This window comes from Sphingomonas sp. R1, from assembly GCF_025960285.1.
In the GTDB taxonomy this organism is placed as follows: Bacteria; Pseudomonadota; Alphaproteobacteria; order Sphingomonadales; family Sphingomonadaceae; genus Sphingomonas.
On record NZ_CP110111.1, the window covers coordinates 205065 to 232060 of the forward strand.

At 66.0% G+C, this 26996-nt stretch carries 12 protein-coding genes and 1 tRNA gene; 2 read left to right on the top strand and 11 right to left on the bottom strand.

The window, feature by feature from the left end; translation table 11 throughout:
* The first annotated feature begins 181 nt into the window (after window positions 1–181).
* Window positions 182–3517, top strand: coding sequence for a TonB-dependent receptor (locus OIM94_RS01015; protein ID WP_319801138.1), 3336 nt, complete (start codon window positions 182–184; stop codon window positions 3515–3517).
* A 188-nt stretch (window positions 3518–3705) separates the two neighbouring features.
* Entirely contained in the window at window positions 3706–4221 is a 516-nt protein-coding gene (locus tag OIM94_RS01020) for an SRPBCC domain-containing protein (RefSeq protein ID WP_264608285.1), read from the top strand.
* A 63-nt stretch (window positions 4222–4284) separates the two neighbouring features.
* Here the strand turns inward: OIM94_RS01020 and OIM94_RS01025 are convergent.
* From OIM94_RS01025 to OIM94_RS01075, 11 genes are all read right to left on the bottom strand, one after another.
* Window positions 4285–4360: transfer RNA gene (locus tag OIM94_RS01025), tRNA-Thr, on the bottom strand.
* 156 nt (window positions 4361–4516) lie between these two features.
* Window positions 4517–7531 carry a TonB-dependent receptor domain-containing protein gene (locus OIM94_RS01030; RefSeq protein ID WP_264608286.1) on the bottom strand — a complete coding sequence of 1005 codons (3015 nt, stop codon included), beginning with the start codon at window positions 7529–7531 and terminating at the stop codon, window positions 4517–4519.
* A gap of 102 nt (window positions 7532–7633) precedes the next feature.
* Complete coding sequence (locus OIM94_RS01035) at window positions 7634–10372, bottom strand: TonB-dependent receptor (protein ID WP_264608287.1); 2739 nt, start codon at window positions 10370–10372, stop codon at window positions 7634–7636.
* A gap of 25 nt (window positions 10373–10397) precedes the next feature.
* Window positions 10398–11396, bottom strand: coding sequence for a N(4)-(beta-N-acetylglucosaminyl)-L-asparaginase (locus tag OIM94_RS01040; RefSeq protein ID WP_264608288.1), 999 nt, complete (start codon window positions 11394–11396; stop codon window positions 10398–10400).
* A gap of 257 nt (window positions 11397–11653) precedes the next feature.
* Window positions 11654–13576, bottom strand: a complete 1923-nt coding sequence (locus OIM94_RS01045) for an alpha-L-fucosidase (RefSeq protein ID WP_264608289.1) — start codon at window positions 13574–13576, stop codon at window positions 11654–11656.
* The gene (locus OIM94_RS01050) at window positions 13573–15774 is read right to left on the bottom strand and encodes a hypothetical protein (protein WP_264608290.1); all 2202 of its coding nucleotides are present in this window, start codon (window positions 15772–15774) and stop codon (window positions 13573–13575) included. Before OIM94_RS01050 ends, OIM94_RS01045 begins: the two co-directional genes overlap by 4 nt.
* Window positions 15774–18095, bottom strand: coding sequence for a GH92 family glycosyl hydrolase (locus OIM94_RS01055; RefSeq protein WP_264608291.1), 2322 nt, complete (start codon window positions 18093–18095; stop codon window positions 15774–15776). The genes OIM94_RS01050 and OIM94_RS01055 overlap by 1 nt, the downstream gene beginning before the upstream one ends.
* The gene (locus tag OIM94_RS01060; RefSeq protein ID WP_264608292.1) at window positions 18095–19522 is read right to left on the bottom strand and encodes a glycoside hydrolase family 125 protein; all 1428 of its coding nucleotides are present in this window, start codon (window positions 19520–19522) and stop codon (window positions 18095–18097) included. The genes OIM94_RS01055 and OIM94_RS01060 overlap by 1 nt, the downstream gene beginning before the upstream one ends.
* A complete protein-coding gene (locus OIM94_RS01065) occupies window positions 19519–22080 on the bottom strand; it encodes a glycoside hydrolase family 3 C-terminal domain-containing protein (protein ID WP_264608293.1) in 2562 nt (853 codons plus the stop codon). The genes OIM94_RS01060 and OIM94_RS01065 overlap by 4 nt, the downstream gene beginning before the upstream one ends.
* Complete coding sequence (locus tag OIM94_RS01070) at window positions 22080–24668, bottom strand: beta-mannosidase (RefSeq protein WP_264608294.1); 2589 nt, start codon at window positions 24666–24668, stop codon at window positions 22080–22082. The genes OIM94_RS01065 and OIM94_RS01070 overlap by 1 nt, the downstream gene beginning before the upstream one ends.
* On the bottom strand, window positions 24665–26986 hold the full coding sequence (locus OIM94_RS01075) for a beta-N-acetylhexosaminidase (protein WP_264608295.1): 2322 nt from the start codon (window positions 26984–26986) through the stop codon (window positions 24665–24667). The genes OIM94_RS01070 and OIM94_RS01075 overlap by 4 nt, the downstream gene beginning before the upstream one ends.
* Between the last annotated feature and the right edge of the window lie 10 nt (window positions 26987–26996).

Sequence of the window (26996 nt, forward strand, 5' to 3'; positions counted from 1 at the left end):
CGCGGGGCCGTCCGCCGACCCCGCAATTTTCCGGACGTTGCAAGGCTGCAACACGCATACGGAAAAACACGGAGCATTGTTAGCGCTCTCATTGTCATTATGCTGCGTTTCTGGTTCTATTCGAATCAACATAGTAGCCCTGGGATTAGCCCGGGCATCGAGGAGGGGAGGAGTGCGCGGCATGTCGCAGCCGAAGGTGCATCGTTTTCAAAAATCGACAATGTTTCTGCGGAGTGTCTCCGCATCGGCGCTGTGCGTCGCGGGGATGATGGGGGTGGCGCATGCGCAGACTGCCGTTCCGGCAGACACGCAGGCGGATCAGCCCCAGGAACAGCAGACGCAGGATCAGATCGTCGTCACCGGCATCCGCGCCAGCCTCGCGACCGCGCAGTCGATCAAGCGGAACTCCGACACCGTTGTCGACGCGATCACCTCGCAGGACATCGGGTCGCTGCCGGATCGCTCCGTCACCGAGGCGCTGCAGCGCGTGCCGGGTGTCTCGATCAACCGCTTCGCCGGTTCGAATGACCCGGACCACTTCTCCGTCGAAGGCTCGGGCGTCGCGGTGCGCGGCCTCACCTTCGTCCGCTCCGAGTTCAACGGCCGCACCGCCTTCGCAGCGGGCGTGGGCGGCCAGGCGCTCAACTTCGCCGACGTGCCGTCCGAACTGCTCGGATCGGTGATCGTCGCCAAGAACACCACTGCGGAGATGATCGAAGGCGGCCTCGCCGGCACGGTCAACCTCAACACGCGCAAGCCCTTCGATCGCACCGGCTTCCATGCCGCGGGCAGCATCGAGGCCAATTATGGCGACATGCGCAAGAAGTGGACGCCCACCATCTCGGGGCTGATCTCGAACACCTGGGATACCGGGATCGGCCGTCTCGGCCTGCTCGCCAGCGGCGCCTTCTCGCGCATTCAGAGCCGTTCGGACGGCCTGCAGATCGCCAACTACCAGACCCGCGACAACACGCTGGTCAACGCAGCGAACACCAACGGCACCCTGGTCTGCCGCAACCCCCTGCCTTCCTCGACGGACACGCGCACGCTGCCGGCATCCGGTGCGGCCTGCGGTAGCGTCGGTGCCGCAGGCGCCGACGGGTTCGCCGATTATGCCTCGTCGCGGGTGGCGCCGGTGGGCGGCCAGTTCCGCACCCAGCTGTTTGATCGCAAGCGCGACGGGGCCTCGCTCTCCGCGCAGTTCGAATCGATCGATCATCGCACCACGCTGACCGCCGAATATGTCCGCTCCCACACCACGCAGGAGTGGAGCGAATACACGTTCGAGACGGCCCCGGACCTGGCCGAATACACGACCTATCCGATTGGCTGCCAGCAGAACGACGCCGGCCCGCAGAACTCGGCCGGCAACGCCACCGCGCGTGCGCAGTGCCAGGTCGGCCGGTTCAAGGACTTCACCTACGACAGCAACGGCCTGTTCCAGTCCGGCTATATCGTCAACACCAGCAACGCCTGGCGCGGCAATCTCGACAATTCGCCTTATGTGCCGGTTGGCGGCCTGCAGCAGTCGCTCGCCCGTCGCCAGTCGAAGGAAGAGACGACCAACCAGGATTGGAGCCTGCGGCTTCGCTCCGACCTTACCGATCGCCTCACCGTCACCCTGGACGGCCAGGTCGCCAAGTCGAAGCGTACCCAGCTCGATTTCTCGGTGTTCGGTTCCAGCTTCGCGGACCAGGAGCTGAACATCAGCGGCAACCTGCCGACGGTGATCCCGCACAAGCCGCAATATCTCGCCTATAACTGGTCGGGCTCGGCCAGCGCCCCGCTCGCCAATGCCACCGAGGCGCAGTATTTCACCGATCCGCGCTTCCAGTTCTGGCGCGCGGCGATGGACCATCTCGAGGAGAGCACCGGCACGCAATATGCGTTCCAGGGCGATCTCGAGTACAAGTTCAACGAGGATGCCTTCCTGCGGCGCGTCAAGTTCGGTGCGCGCTACCAGGATCGCAGCCAGACGGTGCGCTATTCGACCTATAACTGGGGCATGCTGAGCGAGACCTGGTCGGGGAACCGGCCGGTGAACTTCGGCGACACGGCGGCCAACCAGATGGTGCGCTACAACTTCCCCAACTTCTTCCGCGGGCAGACCACGCCGCCGCCGGGTGCGTTCTATTATGGCGGCGACCTGATCAACGATTATGCCGGCTCGGTGAAGTTCTTCCAGTCGATCCAGGCACAGGCGGTGGCGCTCGGCGCTTCGCCAAGCTGGGTGCCGCTGGCATCGCGCGCCGGCGTAACGCCGGGCACGTCCTATCTGCCGGCGGAAATCCAGCCCGTCTCGCAGCTCGACAGCGCCGCCTATGGCATGGCGAGCTTCGGTTCGGACAGCTTCCTCGGCTCCATCCGTCTCTCGGGCAATATCGGCCTTCGCTGGGTGAAGACCAATATCCGCTCGGAAGGCTCGATCGGCGTTCCCAGCCAGCAGGCGCTCAACATCCTCGATCCGTACAGCGTGCGCTGCGCGGCGACCGTGCCGGCGGGTGCACCCCCGGGCACGCAGCCGCAGATCCCGGGCGGCGTCTGCACGCTGGGGGCTGCCGGCTATGGCCAGCTCCAGCAGTTCGCCGGGGCGGGGGTGACGCGCTTCGATGCAGCGAAGATGCACTACAGCTACTTCCTGCCGAGCATGAACCTGAAGTTCGGTCTGTCGAACGACCTGCTGATCCGCCTGGCGGCATCGAAGGTGCTGACGCGGCCGGAAAACTCGTACATCCGCAACTTCCTTACCATCGGCCTGGGGACCAGCGGCGAACTAACCGCAACCGCGGGCAACCCGTATCTCAAGCCGGCCACCGCCTGGCAGTTCGATGCCAGCGTCGAATGGTATTTCGCCCGCGTCGGCTCGCTGACGCTGAACGGGTTCTACAAGAGCATCGACAATTTCTTCTACCAGGAGATCACCAATCGTTCGATCACCAGCAACGGGGTGACGAAGGACGTGTTCGTGCGCGGTCCGGCCAATTACAACGGCACGGGCAAGATCAAGGGCTTCGAAATCGCCTATCAGCAGACCTATGACTTCCTGCCAGGCGCGCTGAAGGGGCTGGGCATCTCGGCCAACTATACCTTCATCGACAGCAAGGGCCTGCCCAACAGCTTCCTTAACACGGGCTCGCCTTCCAACGTGTCGACGGTGAAGCCGGGCAACCTGCCACTCGAGCAGCTGTCGAAGCACAATGTCAACGCCGCCATCTTCTACGAGCGCGGACCGATCTCGGTGCGTGCCGCGTACAACTGGCGCTCGCGCTTCCTGCTCACCGCCTCGGATGTGATCTTCCCCTATTACTCCATCTTCAACGAGCCGGTGGGCACGCTCGATGCCTCGCTGTTCCTGAACGTCACCAAGGACGTGAAGATCGGTGTGCAGGGGGTGAACTTGACGAACACCGTTACCAAGACCACGCAGGCCTATACCGGCGATCCGGACAAGCTGGCCCCGCGGTCCTACTTCATGAACGACCGCCGCTATTCGATCATCCTGCGCGGCAACTTCTAACCGGCTTCTGCCAACTGGCAGGGGGAGAGGGAGGGCTCCGGCGGTTTGCGCCGGGGCCCTTTTTCGTGCGGACTGCCACCGCTGGGGGTGCGTTCACTTAGATATTTCCGTGGCCGATAGCGGTCATCGGAGATGACGATTTTTCCGATATCCTGCGGCGCGGTACGGACGCGCCAAAGGAGACCGAAATGAGCGAAATCTTTTGGCCCGCAGACTATGTGCCGGGCTTTACCGACAATTTCTGTTCAAACGAGGTCATCGTCGCCGGCCTCACGGCGACCGAACTCTGGCCGTTCCTGAACGAGCCCGAGCGATGGCCGACCTATTACAGCAACGCCGCAGATGTGCGCTTCTATGACGGCAAGGGGCCGCAGCTTCAGGCGGGCATGCGCTTCTTCTTCAGCACCTTCGGTTTTCCCGTCGAAGCGCAGGTGGTGGAACATGTGCCATCCATCGGCGGACAGCCGGCGCGCGTCGCCTGGCATGGCTGGTCCGGCGACGTGGGCGCGCCCGATCGCCTCGACGTCCATCACGCCTGGCTGATCGAGGACCTGTGGGGCGGGCGCGTACGCATCTTGACGCAGGAAACCCAAAAGGGCGCCCCGGCGCGGGAACTGGCCAAGGCGGATCCCAACCCGATGATCAACGGCCATCAGCAATGGCTGGACGGCATGGTCGCAGCCGCGCGCGCCGCCAAGGCGTGAGCTGTGATAGGGCGGCGGTGGGCCTGCGATGGCGCGCAGTCGGGATGGACCGCTATGGGTGGATGGTGCCGGTTGCAGGAATCGAACCCGCGACCTTCGGTTTACAAAACCGCTGCTCTACCAGCTGAGCTAAACCGGCCCTTGGCACGCCGCTGCGCGGGGCTTGCCCGCATCTGAGCGGTTTGCCGCGTCCGGTCAAGCCGGAACGGGCGCGCCGCTGCCCGTTCACGCCACAAAAAAAAAGCGCCTGCCCACCGGGGTGGACAGGCGCAGGCACTTGGGAACGGGTAGGGGATCAGAACTTGACGGTGGCGCTCACCGCAACCTGACGACCCAGCGAGTCATAGCGTGCCGACAAGGTGTTGTTGCGCGACAGGCCATAATTGTACGAGTTGGCGAGGATCGGCGGATCCTTGTCGAGGATGTTGTTCGCCGAGATGCGGAACGAGTAGATCTCGCTGACGCGGAAGCTCATCGCCAGATCGAAATAGTTGTACGGCGCGATGCGATAGAAGGTCGTGCGGGCATTCGCCGCCGTGCCGCCCAATGCGGCGTCACCCGAGTTGGTGGTGTTGGTCAGCGGGCCGAGATAGCGCCAGTTGAGCGATACCAGGAACTTCTGGTTCGGCGTGCTGTAGGTGGTGCGCAGCGTGTGCGACCAGCGCGGAATGAACTGGCCGCAATTGTCGCCGAAATAGCCTTCCGAACAGTCCTTCACCGGCAGGATCGGCGAATCCTGGCCGCCGAGCAGGGTCGACAGCGAGCCGTTGAAGTCGAAGTCCAGCTTACCGATGCCGTCGCCGAGACGCAGGCCATATTGGGCCTGGAAGTCCCAGCCATGCGCCTTGGCCTTGTAGTAGTTGGTCGTGCCCTGGCGGATGAAGCCGGTGGTCGGATTGGTGCTCGGCGTGCTGAACAGCGTGCCGTCCGCATTGCGCACGAACGCCTTGCAGAAGAAGTCGCTGGCGGTCTGCACGCAGCCGCTCGAGAAATAGTTATAGTCGTTATAGCCGATCGAGTTGTTGAGATCGATCAGGTAGCGGTCCACCGACAGCGTCAGGCCCGGCAGGAAGCGCGGGCGCAGCACCACACCGAAGGTCTTGGTATAGGCCGTTTCCGGATCCACGGTGAAGCCGCCGCTGCGATAGGTGCAGCCGACATCGGTTGGGCAGAGCAGGGTGGCGCTGCCGTAGAGATTGTCGGCGAGACCGGTTGCCCGACATGCTTCGCGCGAGGCCTGGGGGGCGCCGTAGACGGGCACCTGCTGGCCGGTCTTCGGATCGATCGTGGTGCTCACCAGGGTCGGCGCGCAGGGATCGCTATAGGCCGTCGTGATGCGGCCATAGCTGATGTTCGCACCCTGGCTGGCTTCCACCACGGTCGGCGCGCGCTGGGCGCGATTGACCGAGCCGCGGAACGTGATGTCCTTGACCGGGGCCCAGACCAGCTCGGTCTTCCAGGTGGAGAAGGTCTTCGGGTTGGTGTTGTACTTCGAAACGCGGAACGCGCCGTTGAACTGCAGCAGCTCGGCGAAGGGCTTGTGCTCGACGATCGGTGCCTGCAGCTCGGTCATGCCCTCCCAGACGTGCTGGCCAAGGCTGCGATCGCTGCCGCCGTTCCACTCGCGGAAGATCGCGTCGGCATAGCTGTCCAGCTTGTCCTCACGATATTCCGCGCTGAACGCCACCGCGAGGCCCTGTTCGGCCCAGGGGCTCTTGATCCCCATCTTGCCGAGATCGCCCTGCACCGTGGCGATGCCCTGGTACAGCGTGTTGACCGTGGTGGAGGTGCCGTAGGTGCCGGCGGTCAGATAATTGTACAGCGCCTGGTTGTTGGTGGTCGAATAGGCGCTGAACGGATCGAAGGGCACGCAGCCATCGGACGTGCCCGAGGCGCAGGTGGCCACGCCGTTGACCAGCCGCGTGTCGAGCGACTTGTTGACGCGATCATAGTCCAGCGCGCCGGTGGTGTAGTCCTGCCGGTTGCGGGCATAGACGCCGCCGACATCGTAGCTCCAGCCGTCGGCGAACGCGCCGCGGATGCCGCTGCTGATGCGAACGCCCTGGTTCACATAGGTGTCCTCGCCGTCCGGCACGCCCGAAAGTCGGTAGCGCAGCTCGATCGGTACCGCGGTGCTGGTGCCGGCGGCAGTGCCGCAGATCGTCTGCGACTGGGCGGCGGACAGGAAGGGGTTGTTGCACTTCACGATATAGGGCGAGCTGCCGATCGCGGTGTAGCTGTACACGCGCGCCGGGAAGAGGTTGACCGACTTGTCGCGGAACCACATCGCATCGGTGTAGAGCGTCGCTGCCTCGGAAATCTCGAACTGGGCGAAACCGCCGGCATTCCAGCGATGCGAGTCGCGCTGGAAGGAATAGCCGTCATAGGGGTTCGTCGCGACCGCGGTCGAATAGGGGACGAAGCTGCGGCTGCCGTCGGGATTGTTCACATAGGCATTGCCGTTGTTCGGGCCCGAACGCGGCGAGACATAGCCCGTCTTGGTATAGGTGGAGGTGCTGCAGCTCAGCGGCCCGTCCTTGACCGACTGGACCAGCTGGCAGCCCGAGGTCTCACGCGCCGAATAGGGGACGAGATCGCCCTGGCGATAGTTCACATAGGCCTGGAGATGCAGGCGATCGTCGAACAGCTTCTTGCCGACGGTGAGCGCGAGATCGGCGCGGGCGCCGTCAACGGCGAGGCCATGGGCTGGCTGCGCGAAATTATAGCTTTTGGCGGTCTGCGAGATCAGCCCGGGCGTGTTCTGGTGGACGTAGAAATTATAGTTGCCGTCCAGCCGGATGCCGGTGAAGTCACGGTCCATCACGAAGTTGATCACGCCGGCGACCGCGTCCGAGCCATAGACGGCAGAGGCGCCGCCGGTGAGCACGTCGGTGCGCTTGATCAGCGCCGTCGGGATCATGCCGAGGTCTTCGCCGTTCATCGTGCCGAGGCGCTTGCCATCGACGAGCACCAGCGTGCGCTCAAAGCCGAGGTTGCGCAGCTTGACGCGCTGGCGGCCGTCCGAATCCTGGTAGTTCTGCTGACTGTCCGGCGCCACCTGCGGCAGGCGGTTCAGCACGTCCTCGATGTTGACCGCGGCCTGGAGCTTGATCGCTTCCGAGGTGACCGAGGTGATCGGTGCAGCGGCGGTAACGTTCGGCCGGCTGATGCGCGAGCCGGTCACGATGATGGCGTCGCTGGGCGTGGCGGCGGTCTGGTCGGCGGACGCCGCTTCCTGTGCCATCGCCGGTGCCGCGAGCAGCGTGGCGAGGCAACTGGTAGTTATCAGCAGCTTGTCGATCGTGCGCATGTAGATCCCCTTTTTGATTGTTGTAGGTCGAACGCATGCCGCCCCATCGGCATGCCAAAAGGGGAGCCCCGGCGATCGCCAGGGCTCCCCTGATTTTCCGGATTACATCCGGATCGTTGCGCTCAGCGAGAACACGCGACCATTCTTGTAGATCGAGGTCGGCGCGTCCGGCGTGGAGCTATACTGGTAGTAGGTTTCGTCGAGCAGGTTGGAAGCCGACGCGGTGATCGAGATCATCTTGTTCAGATTGTACGAAATCTGCGCGTCGAGTTCGCGATATGCAGCGGTATAGTCCTGCGACTGCAGCCGGCCGATGCGATAGAAGTACTTCGAGCGCCGATTATAGCTGACGCGCGCCTGGAACGGGCCCTTCTCGAAATACGGAGCGATCGTAACGGTGTTGCGCGACAGGAACGGCAGGCCGTTCGCCGAATTGGGCGTCTCCGCATCAGCGAAGGTGTAGTTCGCCTGGATGCCGAAGCCCCAGATCAGGTTTGCGTTGCCCGAAATCGAGAAGCCGGTGACCGATGCCTTGCCGCCGTTGATCGGGCGGCTGATCGAGTACCGGAGCGTCCGGCCGGTTGCGGTATTGAGGATCGGGACGCCCTGACCGTCCGGGCCGTCATCCACATCGTTGCCGACATAGTTGGAGATGTCGCGATAGAAGATTTCGCCCGCCAGGAAGCTGCCCGGTGCGAAATACCATTCGGTCGAGAATCCGAAATTGGTTGCTGCGTACGGCTTCAGGTCCGGGTTGCCGCCGCTGCCGCTCAGCGTGCTGTCGTCGAGCGACAGCGAACCGGCGAGGTCGCTGTAGCGGACGCGGGCGATGACCTTTGCGACCGAGCCCCGCAGAACCACCTGATCACCCGCCTGATAGATCAGGTTGGCAGCCGGCAGGAAGCGATTGTCGTCGCTATTGGTGCGCGTCAGCGTGTACACGGTGTTCTTGGCCGCGTCCTGGCTTGCGACATAATAGTTCGACTGGTCGCCCGTGTGGACGAACCGGCCGCCGATGTTGCCGCGGAACTTGCCGACCTCGAAGTTCGCCTGGACATAGGCGGCGCCGATGCGCTCGCGCACCAGCCAATAGTCGCCCTGCGAAAGGCCGCGATCCACCGCGAAATTACCATATTTCTTGAGCGCTGCGATGATCGCGTCCTGGTCCAGGCCGGCGAACGGTACGCCGTTGCCGCTGGTCCCCAGGCCATCATACAGACTGCTCGGCCGGATCGTGGGGTTGAGATCCGCGACGGTGAAGTCCTGGTTGGTGTAAATCGCGTTGGTATAGCTGGTGTTGCTGTTGGTGTGGTTCGCATAGCGCGCGCCGAACAGCAGGGTCGTGATCGGCCCCCAGTTCACTTCCCGCTTCGCGTTGAACTCGCCGAACCACTCCTTGTCGGCGGTGAAACCCGACTGGGTGGGGATGCCACCGATCTGGCGGCCGAAGAACTTGCGGCCGTCGGGCGCGGTGATGGTCTCACCGCCATTGGCGGTATAGTTGCTCAGCCACTTGCTCGCATCGCTGGCGGGATATTGCCAGTTGACCACGGTGTTCTGGCCGTCCGCTCCGGCAGTGAAGCCTTGCTGGGTGCGGAAATCGAGCAGATATTCAGGATCCTTGCCGCCCGATGCCTTGGTGTAGCCAGCGTTGCCGGTGATCTGCCAGGCGCCCGGCTTCCAGTCGAACAGTGCAGCATAGCTGTCGTTCTTGACGCGCGTGCGGCGATAGTTGGTGTCGAGCTGGCCGGTCGAGCCCGTGCCGCTGGTGATGCCCGAGAAGGTCGCCGATGTGACCACACCGGGGCTGCCATCGGTGCCCGGCCGATAGGTTGCGGCCGTCATCCGCGAACCTTCATAGCCATAGGTGTACATCGAGTTCGAAACATTGTCGTAGTTGCCGCGGATCACCATCGCCGTGCCGGTCAGCGTCAGGTTATCCGCGGGCTTGAACTGGATCGCACCGTTGAACCCGATGCGCTCGCGCTCCTGGCGGAAATATTCGCGGGCGAGGAACGAGGCGTACCGTGCGTTGCTGAACGCGGTACGCTCAGCAGTGGTGAGCGCGCTGATCGCCTTGCCGTTGATGGTTGCCGTCGTGGGCGCATTGTCGAGCAGCGCGGCGCCGGTACGGTACCAGTAGCTGGCTACGCCGGCGCGGGCGAGCTGCTGCTTGTCATAGTTGCCGCCGACGAGAATGCCGAAGGTATCCGCGTCATTGTGCCAGCTGTACAGTGCCGAGCCTCGGATGCTGCCCTTCTCGACACGGCCGTTATACTCGTAGCCGCCGGTGGCGGCGATCGTATTCGGCTTCAGGTCAAGCGGCTTGCGGGTGACCACGTCGACGCTGGCGCCGATCGCGCCTTCCTGCAGGCGGGCTTCCGGCGTCTTGTAGACGACGGCCTGACTGATGATCGACGGCGACAGCAGCGAATAGTTGAAGGTGCGGCTTGACCGGTCGGACGGGTTGCCGCCCCAGTCGGCAGAGGCAACGGAGTGACCGTCGATGGTCAGTCGGTTGAGCGCCGGCTCCACACCGGCAATCGAAAGTTGCTCACCTTCGCCGAACTGGTGGTCGACGGTGATGCCAGGCAGGCGTGACAGCGATTCTGCGACATTGGAGTCGGGCAGCTTGCCGACGTCCTCGGCGCTGAGAACGTCGACGATCGAGCCGGCCTTGCGCTTCGTCTCGATCGAGTCCGCGATGCTCTTGCGGATGCCGGTTACGACGATTTCGCTCTGGGCGTCATCGCTCTGTGCCAGCGCAGGGGTTGCGTACAGGCCCGTTGCAGCGATGGCCGCAAAGGCAACGGAGGTCAGCAGCGGAATCTTGAACGTCATATGGTTTCCCTCACTCCCCGAAAGATCAGTTCTTTGTTGACGGACGCAGGCTTTCCGCGGCGAGCACGCTCGTCGCTCCCCCCATGTCGGTAACCGCATAGGTAAACCCTGGCTGCAGGGCATATGCCCCGACCAGGCCCTCGCGGTTGATCGCCAGGAACGCGACCTGCGCGTCCTTGACGGCATCGCCACGCAATTTGGCGATGTGCAAAACGGCTTCGCGGCAGGCCGCCATCGGGCTCATGCCGGCGCGCATCGACGATACGATGCGCGCGGAACCGGCAATCCGCGTCACTTCTTCGCCGACGCCCGTGGCGGTGGCCGCGCCGACATCCGGCTCGACCATCAGCCCGCACCCGGCCTGGGGGGAGTCGCCCACCCGGCCACGTAGCTTGAACGCCATGCCCGATGTCGTGCAGGCGCCGGCCAGCCGGCCGCCGGCGTCACACGCCACGATGCCGATCGTGTCATGGTCGAGCGCCGAACCGCGCTGGTTCTCGATGTTCGCGATCGGCCTGTACTTGGCGGTCTTCAACCAGTCCCGCCACGCGGCTTCCGCCTCGGGCGTCAGCAGCTTGGTCCGGGGGAAACCCTGTTCGAGCGCGAATTGGCGGGCACCTTCGCCGACCAGGAACGTGTGCGGCGTCTTTTCCATGACGCGCCGCGCGACCGAGATCGGGTGGAGCACGTCTTCCAGCGCGGCGACCGCGCCGACATTGCCGCGATCGTCCATGATGATCGCATCCAGCGTGACGTGGCCGTCACGATCCGGATAGCCGCCATAGCCGACGGAGTGGTTGGTCGGATCGGCTTCGGGCACCCAGGCGCCGGCTTCCACGGCATCGATCAGCGAACCGCTTTTCTTCCACTGCGCATAGGCGGCAGCGTTGGCCGCCGCGCCGAAATCCCAGGTAGAGACGATCAGCGCGCGCGCGCCGCTCGGCTGCGCAAAGACGCGCGCCGCGGGCAATGCCGCGGCACCCGCCGCCCCCAATTTCAACGCATCGCGACGACGGATTTCCATCGGAGCAACCCCCTCGAAACGCCGCAATTCCGCGGCCGATCCATGTTGCAGTGCGTCATATGTCTGTCACTGCGACGAAGGGATGCTGTCATAGGTGCCACATCAATACAATACCATTTCGGAAAATTGGTTTTATATATGGCAACGTCCGGAACGCCGGCGGTCACTTTTCCGATCGCTTGTTGCGCCAAAGCAACGCGCCGGCGCCCGAACATGTCGGACGCCGGCGCGGGTGGCGGCGGGAAGGGGACGGGCGCTCAGCGGGGCGTGGTGAACCCGCCGATTTCGGCGATGGCGAGCTTGGCTTCGGGCAGCGCGGTCTCGGCGAACGTCAGGCGCAGGAATCGTGCAGCGCGGCCACGGCCAAAGGCGATTCGCTGGGTCGACAGCGCATAGGCGATGTTGCTGAACTCACCGGTAGCAGCAGGCTCCCAATTGGTACCGTCCACGCTGGTTTCCGCCTGATACCCCTTGGGTGGGGCGGCACCGATCATCACGTGGCGGGATGGCGTGAGGCTGAACCCGGCGAGGGTGGTGCGGGCACCGAGATCGATGGTGACGCTTGCCGGGGCGCCGGCACGCGGCGCCGGCAGCGTCCAGATCGTCCCCGGATCGCGATCCAGCAGCTTTTCCGCGCCTGCCGTGCTGGCGGAGACGATCGTCCAGCCGCGCGTATCGAGCACGGTGGGATCGGACGACACGATCGGGGAGACCGGCACGGGCGCTACCGAGCGGAACAGCGCGAACTCGCTGATCGCGGGGCAGGCGGGCGCATCGAGGATCCGCAGGCGCACGCGCCGCGGTGCGATCGGGCGGGGCAGGCGAAGGATCCGCTGCGCGGAGATGCACTGTTTTTCGGCAAGCTGCTGCCAGGTGCCGTCGATCTCCGCCTCCACTGCGAAGCGGGTGACGCGTACGCCGAGCGGCAGATATTCGCGGAGACGAATCACGTCGAAGCGGGTGCCGGGCGTGAGTTCGAGCGTGAGGGTGGCGGTCGTCGTGCCATCGGGCGTCGACCAATAGGTCTCGCGATTGCCGTCGAGCACGCGGGCCGCCTCATGGCCGCGGCCGCGCACCGCGCTGGCATGGGCGACCGACCCCTTCGCCAGATCCTGCGCAAAGGTCGCGCGGATCGCGTCGCCGAAGCTCTTTAGGATCTTCACGTCCTGGTCTGCGATGCGACCACGCCGGTCCGGCGGCAGATTGAGGTTCAGATTGGTCCCACGGCCGACGGACTCGTCATAAAGCTGCACCAGTCGTTCCGGGCTCTTCACCCGCGAATCCTCATCAGCATGATAGAACCAGCCCGGGCGGATCGAGACATCGGTCTCGGCCGGCCACCAGAGCGCGCCGCCGCGCACGCCGGAATTGCCCTCGCTCTGGACATAGGGGTGGTTGGGCATGGTCGGCCAGCAGGGATCGCCCGCCACGCCGTCTTCGTTGCCGACCCAGCGGATATCGGCGCCGAGCGGATCGAAGGTGCACGCATCCGGCTGGAGCTTGTGGACCAGCGCCACGATCGACGGCCAGTTGTAATAGGCGGGGGCATCGATCTTCCGTGTCTCGCGCGCGCCGCCATAATAGCCGTCGCCGCCATTGGCGCCGTCGAACCAAACCTCGAACAGCTTGCCGTAGCGGGTGCATAGCTCGGTCAGCTGCGCGCGGTAATAGGTGATGTAGCCGGGGCGGCCGTAGTCGGGGTGGTTGCGGTCCCAGGGCGAAAGGTAAACGCCAAAGGGCAGGCCGGCGCGCTTGCACGCGTCCGACATCTCGCGGACGATGTCGCCCTTGCCGTTCTGGTACGGGCTGTTGCGAATGCAATGCTCGGTGAGCGTGGTCGGCCAGAGGCAGAAGCCGTCATGGTGCTTGCAGACCAGGATCAGGCCCTTCAGCCCGCCCGCCTTGGCCGCCGCGACGATCTGGTCGGCGTTGAAGTCGCTGGGGTTGAAGGTCTTGGGGTCCTCGTCGCCATAGCCCCATTCCTTGTCGGTGAAGGTGTTCATCGAGAAATGGATGAAGGCATATTGCTCGCGCTGGTGCCACTTCCACTGGCGCGGGCTCGGCGTAGCGCCGTAGGGCTTGAGGGCGGACGTGATGGACGCTGCGCCGGTCGCGGCATGGGCGAGTGCTGGGCTGGCGATTCCGGCGGCGACCAGCGCGCGGCGGGAGAGGGTGGTCATTTGCGTTCTCCGGAGAGGGGTTCGGGGATTAGCCAAGTCTCGGCGACCTGATGGCCTCGGCCGCTGCCGCCCATTCCGGCCGGGCGCGTCCAGGCGAGATCGAGCGCGCCCTTGCGGGTGGCAGCGACGGGGATGGGGAGTTCGACCGTCATCGGATTGGTCGTGCGGTCGAGCGGCGGATGCAGCTCGATGCTGCCATTGGCGACGAGCCGCATCGGCAGCCAATAGTCCTCGCCGGCATAGGTGGCGATCAGGCGGTACCGCCGCTTCGGGTCGAGGCCGGTATAATGGAGCCGCAGGGGCGCATCGAAGAGGCTCTCGGCATAGCTGATCCACGACATGCGCCAGCCGTCGTTCGGCGTGCGATCGGCAATGCCCTCCACCGCACCGTGGAAACGCAGCGGATCGGCGAGCGGGCTGCTGCCGCGCACCAGATGCGGGGCGCGCCAGGGATCGCCGAGATCATCGTACAGCGCATCGTCTCGCGGGCGGGCATGGTCCGCGAGGTCCGCGGGGGTGCGGGTGGCGAGCTGGCGCTCGATCCAGACGCGATCATTGAGATCGACATCGACACGATCGAGGTTGGCGCCCCGCTCGATGGCAGTGGCGCCGTACAATCGCACGCTGAGCTGAAGCCGCGCACCCTGCCAGAGCCGGTCTGCCAGCGCGAACAGGCGCGTGCGCAGGGCAGGCACCGGGGCAGGATCGGGCTGCGCCAACCGGGCGCGTGCCGTCGCGGCGTCGGTCGAGGCGAACGCAGCCGCCTCGCGGGCGCGGGCAGCGATCAGGCGATGGCGGACAATTGCGTCGTACACGGCGCGGTAGCGCAGCGCGTCGATCCGCCAATCCGCCCAAAGCGCGGGCTTGAGGCCGTCGACCTTCGCAAGCGTCGCATCGATGCCGGCGTTGCGGGCAGGATCGCCGATCCAATTGGATTCGAGCGCGAGCAGCGCGTGGGCAGCCGCGGGATCGCCAACGAAAACGCGCGCATATGCCCGCGCGAAGTCCTGCGCCGTCGTTTTGGGATCCCAGCCGAGGCGAAACCACAGAAACTGGTTGGCATCGTCGTTCACGCCCTCGGAATAGGTGACGAAGCCGCTGCTGCCGGGATCGAGGTGCCGGAACAGCGCCGTCATCGCGCGCGGCCGCGGATTGATCGGCTCGCGGCCCTCGGTCAGCGCGAAGGCCGGCGACCATCGATCGACCGGCACCTGCGCGTGCATCGTATGGGCGATGTCGGGATAGAGCAGCAGCCGGTATCCTTGCGGCAGGTGGCGGCGCTGCACGGCCACCGGATCGCGGGTCTGCGGCCCGGCGAAGATGCCGGTCAGCCAGGACGGGCGGCGGGCAAGATGGGCGTAGGAGGCGTCGAGCCCGGCCGCATCGAAGCCCTGGGTCGAAATCCACACGCCGGCGGCGGGATTGCGCGCGCGCAGGGCGGCGGCTTCGCCGGCCACGAGCGGGAACAGCCGGTCAGGCGCGGCATGGCCGGGATCACCGCCGGGGACATAGAGCGCGTCAACTTGCGGCAGCTGTTCCAGCAGCGTGCGGAAGCGGCCAAGCTCCGCGTCGCGCTCGGCTTGCGACACATAGTCGTGCAGGTTGGGATAATAGAGCGCGAAGTCCAGCCCCAGCCGGTGCGTGATCTCGCCGATGCCGCGCAGCGTCTCGATCGGCGGGGCAGGGAAAAGCGGACTGGTGGCATCGTCGTCGGACACTGGCGCGATCACCTGCACACCGCTTGCGCCCCACAAGGCGAAGTCTTCGATACGACGCCTGAACATCGCCAGTGTCCAGGCGTCGTAGCTGTTGTTCTTGGCGCGGTAGCCGATCTGGGTGAGGCGTACGGGACGGGCCGGCGCGCTGTCATAGCGAAGTGGCCGCGTGCCGGCGCGCAGATACCAGCCGGCGCCATAGACCAGCCCGCGCGTGCCGCGCGCAGTGATCACCAGCGTGCCGCCCACGCGCCGAACCGCGAAGCCCTCCCGCGGGAGGTGATGCGGCGCAACCTTGCGCCACGCCCGCCGCTGCGCCGCGGGCAGGGTGATTTCCACCGCACCCAGCGGCGCGAGCAGTACCCGTGCGCAGGGTGCGTGGCGCTCTGCCAGTCGGGCGCGCAGCAGATCGGCGGCGACCGCGCCTCCTGCGCCGGCGGCGACGCAGGGCGTCGAGGCGAGAAGCGCGGCGGCGAGCAGCATCAGCCGGGCGTGCGGCCGTTGGACGGCGGACGATCGGCCGGCGCGCGTCCGAAGGCGGGGTTGGGGGTAGCCGACATGGTAAAGCGCAGCGTTCCGCCCTTCACCAGATCGGCGTGCGCGATCCAGCTTTTGGTCCAGGGGCGGCCGTTCCAGGTGACGGCGGCGATATAGGGCGTGTCGGCGCGGTTGCCCGGCGCCTCGACCACGAGCCGCTTGCCATTACCCACCGTCACTTCGGCGCGCTCGAACAGCGGCGAGCCGAAGACGTACACCGCCGCCACGGGATCGACAGGGTAGAAGCCAAGCGCGGAGAAGACGAACCAGGCGCTCATCTGGCCGCAATCATCGTTGCCGATGATGCCGTCGGGATCGTTCTTGTACATCTCCGTGCACAGTCGGCGGACCATCGCCTGCGTTTTCCACGGCGCGCCGCAATAGGCGTACAGATAGGCGGCATGCTGGTCCGGCTCATTGCCGTGCGCGTACTGACCCACCAGGCCCGAGATATCGGGCGGCGCATTGTCGGGCAGGGTGGAAGGCGCGTTGAACAGCGCGTCGAGCTTCGCCTCGAACCTGGCGTCGCCCCCCATATGCGCGATCAGGCCGTGGACGTCGTGCTGGTTGAGGAAGGTCGCCTGCCAGCCATTCGCCTCGGTATAGTCGCGCCACCAGGGCTTGGGCATATGGCCGAGCTGGACCGGATCATAGGGCGTCCACCAGCTGCCATCGGCAAATCGCGGACGCGCAAAGCCGATGCTGCCGTCGATCACGTTGCGCCAGTTGCCCGAACGCTTGGCGAGCCGCGCTGCGTCGGCCTGTTCGCCGATCGCCGCGGCGAGGTGCGCGGATGCCCAGTCGTCATAGGCATATTCCTGCGTGCGGCTGACGCTTTCCCACCATTTGTCGGCCGGGACATAGCCCAGGCGGTCGTAGAGATCGCGGCCCTTGCTGTTGTCGAGGTCCTTCGCGGCGAAATCAAAGCTGCGGCGGCGGATCGCCGGCCAGGCCGCGGCATAGTCCGCCGGAATGCCCTTGGCCTGCGCCTCTGCGAGCGGCACCACGCCGTGCCAGCCGATCATCGTGCCGGTTTCCTTGCCCTGCAGCGGCCAGACGAGTGGGCCATAGGGCGATTGCGCGGTCTGGCGGATCAGGTCATCGACCAGCGACTTCACCCGATCGGGCGCGATCAGGGTCAGCAGCGGGTGCAGCGCGCGATACGTGTCCCACAGCGAGTAGGTGCTATACGCCGCGCCGCCCCTGGGCACGGTGTGGATCTGCCCGTCCATGCCGACATACCGGCCATCCACGTCCGAAAAGAGCGTGGGCGCGAGCTGGGCGTGGTAAAGCGCGGTGCTCAGGATGGTGCGCTGGTCCGGGGTGCCGCCCTCGACGCGTACCGCATCGAGCGCGGGATGCCACCGTGCGGTGGCTTCGCGGCGGATTGAATCGAAGTCCCAATGTCTCGCTTCGGTGACCAGATTGGCGCGCGCGCCCGCCATATCGACCGCGGAAAGGCCGCATCGCACGAGAATCGGGGCCTTCCCGGCGTCGTCATAGTGCAGCACGGCCTTCAGTCGCCGTCCGGTGACCTTGCGGCTGCCAGCGGGCTGCTCGGCATCGTCATCGGCGAAGAAGGTGATGCGGTCGGGCTGCCGCGATAGCTGGAGCGCGAAGAAGATCTTGCGGCCCTTCGCCCAGCGGAAAACTTGTCGCTGGCCGGTGATCGTGCCGTCGGACGCCACGTCGATCGCCGCATCGGCGATCAGCGGCGGACTGTCGGAGCTATCGAGCACCAAGTGCGACAGGTCGAGCAGGATATGCCCGGCGCCGGCGGGGAATGTGTAGCGATGCCAACCGGTTCGTTCGGTGACGCTGAGCTCCGCCCGGACACCGTTGGCAAGCGAAACGCTGTAATAGCCGGGTTCTGCATGCTCGTCGTGATAGCGCTGGCGGTAGCCGCTTTCGGGCTTCTCGCGCGTGCCCGGCTGCAGAACGACCGGTCCCCGCCCGGGGACAACGAGCAGATCGAGCATGTCGCCGATGCCGGTGCCGGACAGGTGGGTGTGCGAGAAGCCGAGGATCGAGCCGTCGCTGTGATAATAGCCCGAGCAGGTTTCCCAGCGCTCTACGCCGGTGTCGGGGCTGAGTTGCACCATGCCAAAGGGTAACGATGCGCCTGGATAGGTGTGGCCGGTACCGCCGGTGCCGATAAATAGATTTGGTGCAGTGCGGCGAGGTGCCTGAGCAGCTGCTGCGCGGGGCATTCCGATGGCGGCGAGACCAATGGCGCTGGTGCCGAGCAAGCGGCGACGGGTGAGCATCACAGCATCTCCTCGAGGAGTTTGGGTTGCGTGGCGGCCAAGTGGACGAGCAGCTCGCCGAACAGGCCGTTGGCCCAGGCGAACCAGTCGCGGGTGAACGTTGCGGGGTTATCCTGGTCGACAGCCTCGTGGATGAAGCCGGTGTTCGCGTCACTATTGCTAAGCATTCGCAGGATATTGCGAAGCATTCGCGGATCGTGATCCTGTGAAAAAGCGCGCATGATCAACGACATCGGCCATATGTGCCCGAGGCCGACATGTGGACCGCCAATGCCCTCGACCACCTTGCCGCTGGACCAATAGGGGTTGGCATCGCTCCACGCAGCAACAGCCGTACGCTGCCACAATGGGTCGTTCCGGTCGAAGCAGCGCAGATAGGCGAGGCTGGAAAGCGACGGTACATTCGCGTCGTCCATGAAGATCGCGTTGCCGAACCCATCGACCTCATAGGCAATCACCTCGCGCCCGTCGCGCAGCCGCATCGTGCCATATTCACGCAGTGCCGCTGCGATCTCACCGGCCAGTGACATGGCTTCGTTCGCAAGCGCAGCATCGCTGCGGGCTGCCATTGCGAGTGCCGCAAGCTCACGAAGTGCCGTTACCGCAAAGTAATTCGCTGGAATAAGAAAGGGATAGACGCAGGCGTCATCCGAGGGGCGGAATCCGGAGTGGATGAGCCCGATGGGCCGGGTCGGCGCGCCATAGCCGTCGAGCATCAGCGTTTCGGTAGGTCGATCGCTGCTGCGCAGGAAGCGGTACGGGCCGGGGCTGTGCTTGCGCTGTTGCTCGCGGAAGGTGCGCAGGATGGCACGGGTAGAGTCGGCCCACTGCGCGTCGAACGGTGTTACGTCGCCGGTCGCCTTCCAATAATCATGTGCCAATCGAATGGGATAGCAGAGGCTGTCGATCTCCCACTTGCGTTCGGCAACGCCCGGTTTCATGTCGGTCTTGTCCGCCAGCGCCCAGCTCAGCTTGGTGCGCGCGTTCGGATCCTCGAGAAAGGCGTTGGCGTAGGGATCGAGCAGGATGCAGCGCGCCTGCCGTGCGATCAGGCCGTGATACAGCCGGCGCAGATCGGCATCGTCCTTGGCGAGATGCAGATAGGGCCGCACCTGCGCCGAGCTGTCGCGTAACCAGAGCGCATCGATATCGCCCGTGATGACGAACGCATCCGGTTTCCCGTCCGCCACACCCATTTTCACGGTGGTGTCGAGCGTGTTGGGATAGCAATTGCCGAACATCCAACGCAGCTTGGGATCGGCGATCTGGCGGGAAACGCGAGCGATCTCACGCTCTACCGCCTTGCTGACGAAGCGACGGTCGGCGGGAGCGGGGCGCTTGCTGGTGAAGTCGGGCGTCGTGCCGGCTAAAGCCGGCGTGGCGGCCCATGCCAGTCCCGAGCCGAGCAGGGTGCGGCGGTCGATCATTTCGGCAACTCCTGTGCGGGACCATGGAGCGTGAATTCGGCCCATTGTCCCGGCCCATCGCCGGGCTGGCCTCCGCCGACCCAGACCCGATAGGTGCCCGGGAGCACCCGGCGGGTGCCGTCGCGCGCCACGCTGCTGAGGCCGCGTGGATCGAGCTTGAACGAGAGACTGGCCGAGTTGCCCGGTGCCAATGCCGTGCGCCGAAAGCCGGCCAGTTGGCGCTGGAGCACTGGCGTGGTGAACCCGCCTGGTTTGCCAGCGTCGGGTGTCACGACGTAGATTTGCGTCACTTCCTCACCGCTGCGGTTGCCCGCATTGGTGAGTTTGGCGTTGACCTGTACCGGCTGACCGATGCCTGCCGACTTCACCGCCACGTCGCCATAGGCGAAGCGCGTATAGCTGAGGCCATGGCCGAAGCCCCAAAGCGGCTTGCCCGTGAAGAAGCGGTAGGTACGCTCCTTCATGCCATAGTCGACGAACGCCGGAAGATCGTCGGTCGAGGCATAGAAGGTCAGCGGCAGGCGGCCCGAGGGATTGTTCCTGCCTGCCAGCGTCTCTGCAATCGCGGTGCCGCCTTCTTCGCCGGGATACCAGGCTTCGAGGATCGCGTCGGCCAGCGCCGGGTCGACCGACACCGCGCTGCCGCTGGTGAGGACCAGGACGAGCGGCTTGCCGGTCTTGCGCAGCGCCTTGAGCAGTTCGAACTGCGGGCGGGGCAGGGCAATGTCGGTCCGGTCGCCGCCGACAAAGCCGGGGATCGAGACGCTGAGCGCCTCGCCCTCCAGATCGGGCGACAGACCAAGTACGGCGACGATCGTGTCCGCATTCCTGGCGGCGGCCAGCGCCTGGGCGAGCATCGGCTCGGCCGGGGGCTGCCACATCAGGCGGACGCCGAAATCCTCGCTGCGATGGTCGATTTCCATGCGGAACGGCACCGGCTTGCCATCGCTCGCGACCTTTACCGCCACGCGCGCCTTGCCGAGCGGGCCGTCATGGAGGAGCTTGCCGCCGACCCACAGCCGGACCGCGTCGTGCGTGGTGCAATCCTTCCAGCAGGCGGGAATATCGATTGCGAGCTCGTAGTCGCCGGCGCCCGGGGGCGTGAACTCGCCGCTCCAGCGCACCGCGAAGCCGGTGGGATCGAGCCCGGGCAGCGGCGCGGCGCGGGTGTAGTTGAAGTCGATGCGGCGATCCCGCCGGGTGGCGACGGGCGTGCCGGTTACCGTGGGGCTGGCGAAATACTCGGCCTTGAGACCCGGTTTGCCTTCGTCGCGGAAGGCGGTCTCCGGCATGATCACCGCGGCGCCGTCCGCCAATGGCGATCCTTGCGCGTAGACGATGCGATCCGCACCGAATTGGCGACGTATGCCATCGAGCGGCGTCACCGGATCTCTGGCAGTGCCGTGGTAATTGCCCTCAAGAACGCCCAGATCATCGGCATTGGCGCCGATCACCGCGATGCGGCCGCCGGTGGTGAGCGGCAGGCGGTCGCCGTCGTTCTTGAGCAGCACGATCGCCTTGCGCGCGGCTTCCAGCGCCAGCGCACGCTGCGCCGGGGTGCCGCGCTCGCCGGGCCTGATCTTGCTCCAGGGATTGGCGCCCCCGAACGCGATACCCAACGCGCGGCGGGCGTCCAGCGCGCGCTTGAGCGCCACGTCGACCTCCGCCTCGCTCACCAGCCCGCGCTTCACCGCCTCGGGCAGCGCGGCGTAGGTGGTGCCGCAGTTGAGATCCATGCCGCCCTTGATTGCCGCGGCCGAGGCTTCGGCGGCGTCGAGGCGGTAGTGGTGAAACAGATGGATGTTCGCCACCGCATCGCAGTCCGACACGGTGAGGCCGGTAAAGCCCCAGTCCTTGCGCAGCCGATCGTTCAGCAGCCCGCCCGATGCGCACGCCGGCGTACCGTGGATCGAGTTGTACGCACACATCAGCGACTGCGCCTTGCCTTCGGTGATCGCGAGGCGAAAGGCGGGGGTGTAGGTCGATTCCAGGTCCTGCGGGCTGGGATCGACGTCGAAGCCGTCGCGTCCCGCCTCGGGCCCGCTATGCACCGCGAAATGCTTGGGCGTCGCGAGCACCTTGGGATGCGCCGGGTCCGGCCCCTGCAGCCCCTGGATGAAGCCTACCGCCAGATGCCCGGTGAGGAACGGATCCTCGCCATAGGTTTCCTGGCCGCGGCCCCAGCGCGGATCGCGGAAGATGTTGATGTTGGGCGACCAGATCGTCAGCCCCTCATAGATCTTGCGATCGGCGGTCACGGGCTTCGCGTTGAACTTGGCGCGCGCCTCGGTGGCGACCGTGTCGCCCACCTTGTGGAGCAGCTCCACGTCCCAGGTGGCGGCGAGGCCGATCGCCTGGGGGAACACCGTGGCATAACCGTCGCGGGCGAGGCCGTGCAGGCCCTCGTTCCACCAGTCATAGGCGGGAAGGCCGATCACAGGGTCCGCGGGCGCGGTGCTCTGGAGCTGTGCGGCCTTCTGCTCGATCGTCATCTTGGCGATCGCAGCGGCGACCGGATCGGGGTCGCCGGTCAGGAGAAGCAGCGGAAGAAGGGGCATCAACGGGGTCCCAGCGTACGAAGGGTAAGGGCGCGGGCGAGCGTAGAAGCATTCGCTTCGGAGGTGACGGTGAGAGTGCGGCGCTCGCCCGGCAACAGGTCGAAGCCGTTGTCGCTCGGCTGCGCGACGGTGGTGCCGAAGTCGAGCATCACCGCGCGGGCGAGCGCGCCGGCCGTGACGGTCACCTGCTTGGCCTGCCAGCGCACCGACAGGCGCGGTGCCGGATAGGCCATGTCCTTGGGCAGCGACCGCTCGAAGATCTGGCGCGAGACGGGTTTGCCGTCGATCCACAGCTCGGCGACCGCATAGCTTTCGGCCGGTGCCGCGGTGCCGAACAAGTCGGTATCGGCGATCGTGGCGAGTTCGAGCGCGCCCGGCGACAGGTCGAATGTCGATGCCTTCTTGCCGAGCGGCGTGCCGTCCATGGTGAAGCCGCGCACGCGCCATTCGGCGGCGATCAGCTTGGTCGCGTCGGACACGGCGGCAAGGCGGGTCGCGCCGTCCTTGTGCTCGGCGACGATCGCCTGGGGGGCGAACATCCGGCGCGCCTCGTACTGGAGCAGCTTCCACTGGCCGTGATAATCGATGCTCGCCCAGCTGATCGCCGGCCAGGCATCGTTGAGCTGCCAAAACAGCGAGCCCATGGTAATTGGCGCGCAGGCGCGGTGGTGGCGGGCGGCCATGCCGATCGCCTGCATCTGGTTGACCTGCGTGAGGTAGACCAGGTCCGCGAAGTCGGCGGGCTTGCGCAGCCGCTGGTCGAGATAGAGCTGGAGGCGGCCATTGCCTTCGCCGGCCAGGAACTTCTGGTGCGCCTTGAGCACCGGGCTGTCGAGCTCAAGCGGGCCATCACCGGCGAAGCCGCGGATCGTCGACAGGTTCGGCATCGCCTGGAAGCCGTACTCCGACATGAACCGCGCACAGCCGCTGAGATAATTCTCGACCGGCTTGGAGCCCGACCAGACGTCCCAGAAATGGCGGTCGCCGGTGGCGTCGGTATCGACCGGGCCGGTATAGTCGTTCGAGGGCGAGCCCGGCCAATAGGTGGTGCCGGGGGCTTCCTGCTCGACCGCGCGGCGCAGGGTGCGGTCGAACAGCACCGCCATGCCCGCGCCGATCCGCTCCTGCTCGTCGGCGCCGACTGCTTTCTTGAACGCCTTGCGATCGGACCAGTTTTCCCAGCCCGACAGGATCTCGTTGCCGCCATTCCAGCCGACCACCGACGGGTGGGGCTGGAGCCGAGCCACCTGCTGCTCGGCCTCGATCCGAACATTCTCGCGGAAGGCGGGATCGGGCGGGGTGATCGAGCCGCCGAACATGAAGTCTTGCCACACCAGGATGCCGAGCTCGTCGGCGGCGGCGTAAAAGGCGTCGTCGAGATAATAGCCGCCGCCCCAGACGCGGAGCATGTTCATGTTCGCGGCGCGTGCATCGGCGACCATGCGGCGCATCCGCGCCTCGGCCACCGCCGTCGGGAACATGTCGAACGGGATCAGGTTCGCGCCCTTGGCGAAGACGCGCACGCCATTGATGCGGAAACCGAAGCCGCCACCCTGGGTCAGCAGCTCGACGGTGCGCAGGCCAATGCGCTGGGACACGCGATCGCTGACCGCGCCGTCCTCCTCCAGCACCGCCTCCACCGTATACAGCGGCTGGGCGCCATAGCCGGCAGGCCACCAGAGCTGCGGCCTGGGCACGGTGAGCGGCACGCTGACGGCGTTTTCCCCCGCACCGAGATTGAGCGTGCGGGCCGCTTCGACGGTCTTGCCATCGGGGCCGGTGACATGGGTGCGCACGGTCACCGCGCGGGCGCGGTCGCCAAGGATCTTCCACCGCGCGACGAGGCGCGCCTCGGCGGGGTTCAGCGCTTCCTGGTCGAGGCGGAAGCCGTCGATGCGGGCATCGTCCCACGCCTCCAGCCGCACCGGCCGCCACAGGCCGATCTTGACCAGGCGCGGTGCCCAGTCCCAGCTGTAATCATATTTGGGCTTGCGGATATAGGGCGAGGTCTGCTTGCCCTTGGGCTCGTCGCCGAAGGCCGAGTCATACTCGCCGGGCAGCGGGAATTTCTCCGCCAGCACCATCGGTTGCAGCGTCTTGATCGGCGAGGCGATGGTGACGACCAGTTCGTTCGCGCCGGCCTTCAGCGCATCCTTGGCGTCCACCCGCCAGCGGCGATGGGCGTTATCGGTCTCGAGCAGCTTGCGGCCGTTGAGCGTCACCGTGGCGAAGGTGTCGAGCCCGTCGAACACCAGTTCGAGATGGTCGCGCGCCAGCATCGCCGGGGTGACGGTAAGCGTGCGGCGGAACTGCCAGCGGGTAAGGCCTGCCCATTGGATCGGCGCCTCGTTGATGCCCTTGTAGGGATCGGGCACGCGCTTCGCCGCGATCAGATCCTGCTGGACGCTGCCGGGCACCTTGGCCGGGAACCACGCGGCTTCCCTGGGGTGCGCTTTGGCGGCGTCGGCATCGCTGGGATCGATGCGGACCTCCCAGACGCCGTCGAGCGACAGCGACTGACGCGCGTCAGCCCAGGCAGCGGTGGCGAGGGCGAGGAGTGGCAGCAGCGCGAGCGACCGTGCCTTCACTTGCCGCCCTCCGTCAGCACGACCTTCTCGACGGTGTAGAACGGGTCACTGAGCGGCGACGTGAATTGGAAGCACAGGTCCTCGTCGGCGCCCACTGTGGGGAGGTTGCCGGAAAAGCGGAACTGCTGCGGCGCCTTGGCGGGATCGGGCAGCGGGAAGGTGGCGACGACGATGGACTTGACCGTCGGGTCCTTGGATGCGGCAATACACCGGGCGGTGACGATCAGCTCGCCATAGGTGCTGACATTGTAATGCGCGCGCACCTTGTTGAAGTCGTGCGCCAGCCCGTAGTTGCGCGGCGTCCGGGCGACGTCGACGGTGAAGCCGGTCGCCACGTCGAGCGGCGCGGCGGGGTAGGCGGTGCAGGTGTCGAACAGGTTGACGTTGAATACCGGCGTATTCTCGCGCGATTCGGCATTTAAAGGCACGCGCAGGCCGAGCGCACCCTTGGGACAGGCGACCATGTCGGAGCTGGTGCGGGTGAGCAGCGCGGTGCGGCTGGTATCGAAGCTGCGCGGGGTGGCGGTGACGATGCCCGATACGTCGAAGGCCGCGGCGGTGATCGTCGTGCCCGGCTTCAGCGTCAGCGGTGCCTTGTACGCCGGGGACTTGGCCGTGGGCGTCTTGCCGTCGAGCGTGTAGCGGATCGTGCCGAAGCCGGTCTGGGTGGCGAGCGCCACCTTGGCTCGCCCGGCGCGCAGCGCCTCGCCGCGCGTGCCCTGCAGCTTGTAGTCGACCGCAAAGGCGCTGTCGGCGACTTCCATGCCCGAGCGTCGCCAGCGGGCCATCTGTGGCTGGAGGCGGCTGACGAACGATGAAAAGTCGCGGTTATCCTTGGCCGACCAGGTGATCTCGGCGATTGCCGCGGCGCGCGGGAACAGCATGTGCTGCACCTGGTACGGCGTGATCAGATATTCGCTCCACGCATTGCCCTGCGCGCCGAGCACATGGCTCGCCTTGGCGGCGTCGATGCCGGCCGGCATCGGCTCGTACCGGTACACATCGGCCAGCGTCTGGATCGAGAGGCGGCCCGGCGGCTCGTCGCGGCGGTCGCTCTGCAGGCTGTCGAGATAGAGGGTGGGCGCGGGCGAGAGCACCACGTCATGGCCCTGGTTGGCGGCTTCGACCGCGCCCTTTTCGCCGCGCCACGACATGACCGAGGCCGAAGGCGGCAGGCCGCCTTCCAGGATCTCGTCCCAGCCGATCAGGCGGCGGCCATGGCTTTCGAGATAGGCGCCGAACTGGTCGATCATCCAGCTCTGCAGCGCATTTTCGTCCTTCAGGCCCAGCGCCTTGATCTGCGCCTGCACGTCCGGCGAGCGCTGCCACTGGTCCTTCACCGCCTCGTCACCGCCGAGATGGACATAGGCCCCCGGGAACACCGCCATCACCTCGTCCAGCACCTCTTTCACAAAGGCGATGCCCTTGGGGCCGGGATTGAACAGGTACGGGTTCACGCCCCAGTCGTGCGACACTTCCGTATGGTCGCCGAAAATGCCGAGTTCGGGATAGGCGGCGACCAGCGCCTGGGCATGGCCGGGCAGATCGATTTCCGGCACGATGGTCACGCCACGCTCGGCGGCATAGGCGACCAGCGCCGTGAGTTGCTCCTGGGTGTAGAAGCCGCCGACCTTGGGTCCTGGCGCTCCGCCGGTGCTCGGCGGGGTGCGCCAGCCGCCGATTTCGGTCAGTTTCGGATAGCGCTTCACCTCGAACCGCCATCCCTGGTCGTCGGTGAGGTGGAGGTGGAGCGTGTTGAGCTTCACCGAGGCCATCTGGTCGACCACGCCATAGACGAACTCGATCGGCTGGAAATGGCGCGCCACGTCGAGCATCAGCCCGCGCCAGCCAAAGCGGGGGGCGTCCTCGACGGTGAGGGCGGGTATACGGACCGGCTTGCCGAACCCGTGATCGGGGCTGAGCAGCTGCGCGAGCGTTACGGCGCCGTAGAGCAGGCCGCGATCGCCCGATGCGACGATGCGAACGCCCTTGGCATCGACGGTCAGGCGATAGGCCTCGGCGCCTGGGATGCCTGCGTCGCGCTCGAGGCGGATCGCGCCGCCGGTACCGATCGCGCCCAGCGTCAGGCCGCGCTCGACTTTCACATGGGCTTCCAGCAGCTTCGCGGCATTGGCGGCGGCGCTGTCGCCGGCCGGCACGGCGATACCGGTGCCGTTCGTCACGGTGAAGCTGCCCTTGCCCATCTGGACGCTGGCAGGGAGGGGCGTCAGCGGCGGCACCGTCTGGGCGAAAGCGCTGGAGGACAGCAGCAGCGCCACCCAGCCGGAATGCCTAGCCTGGTTCAGGAACGCGCGCATCGGAAACTCC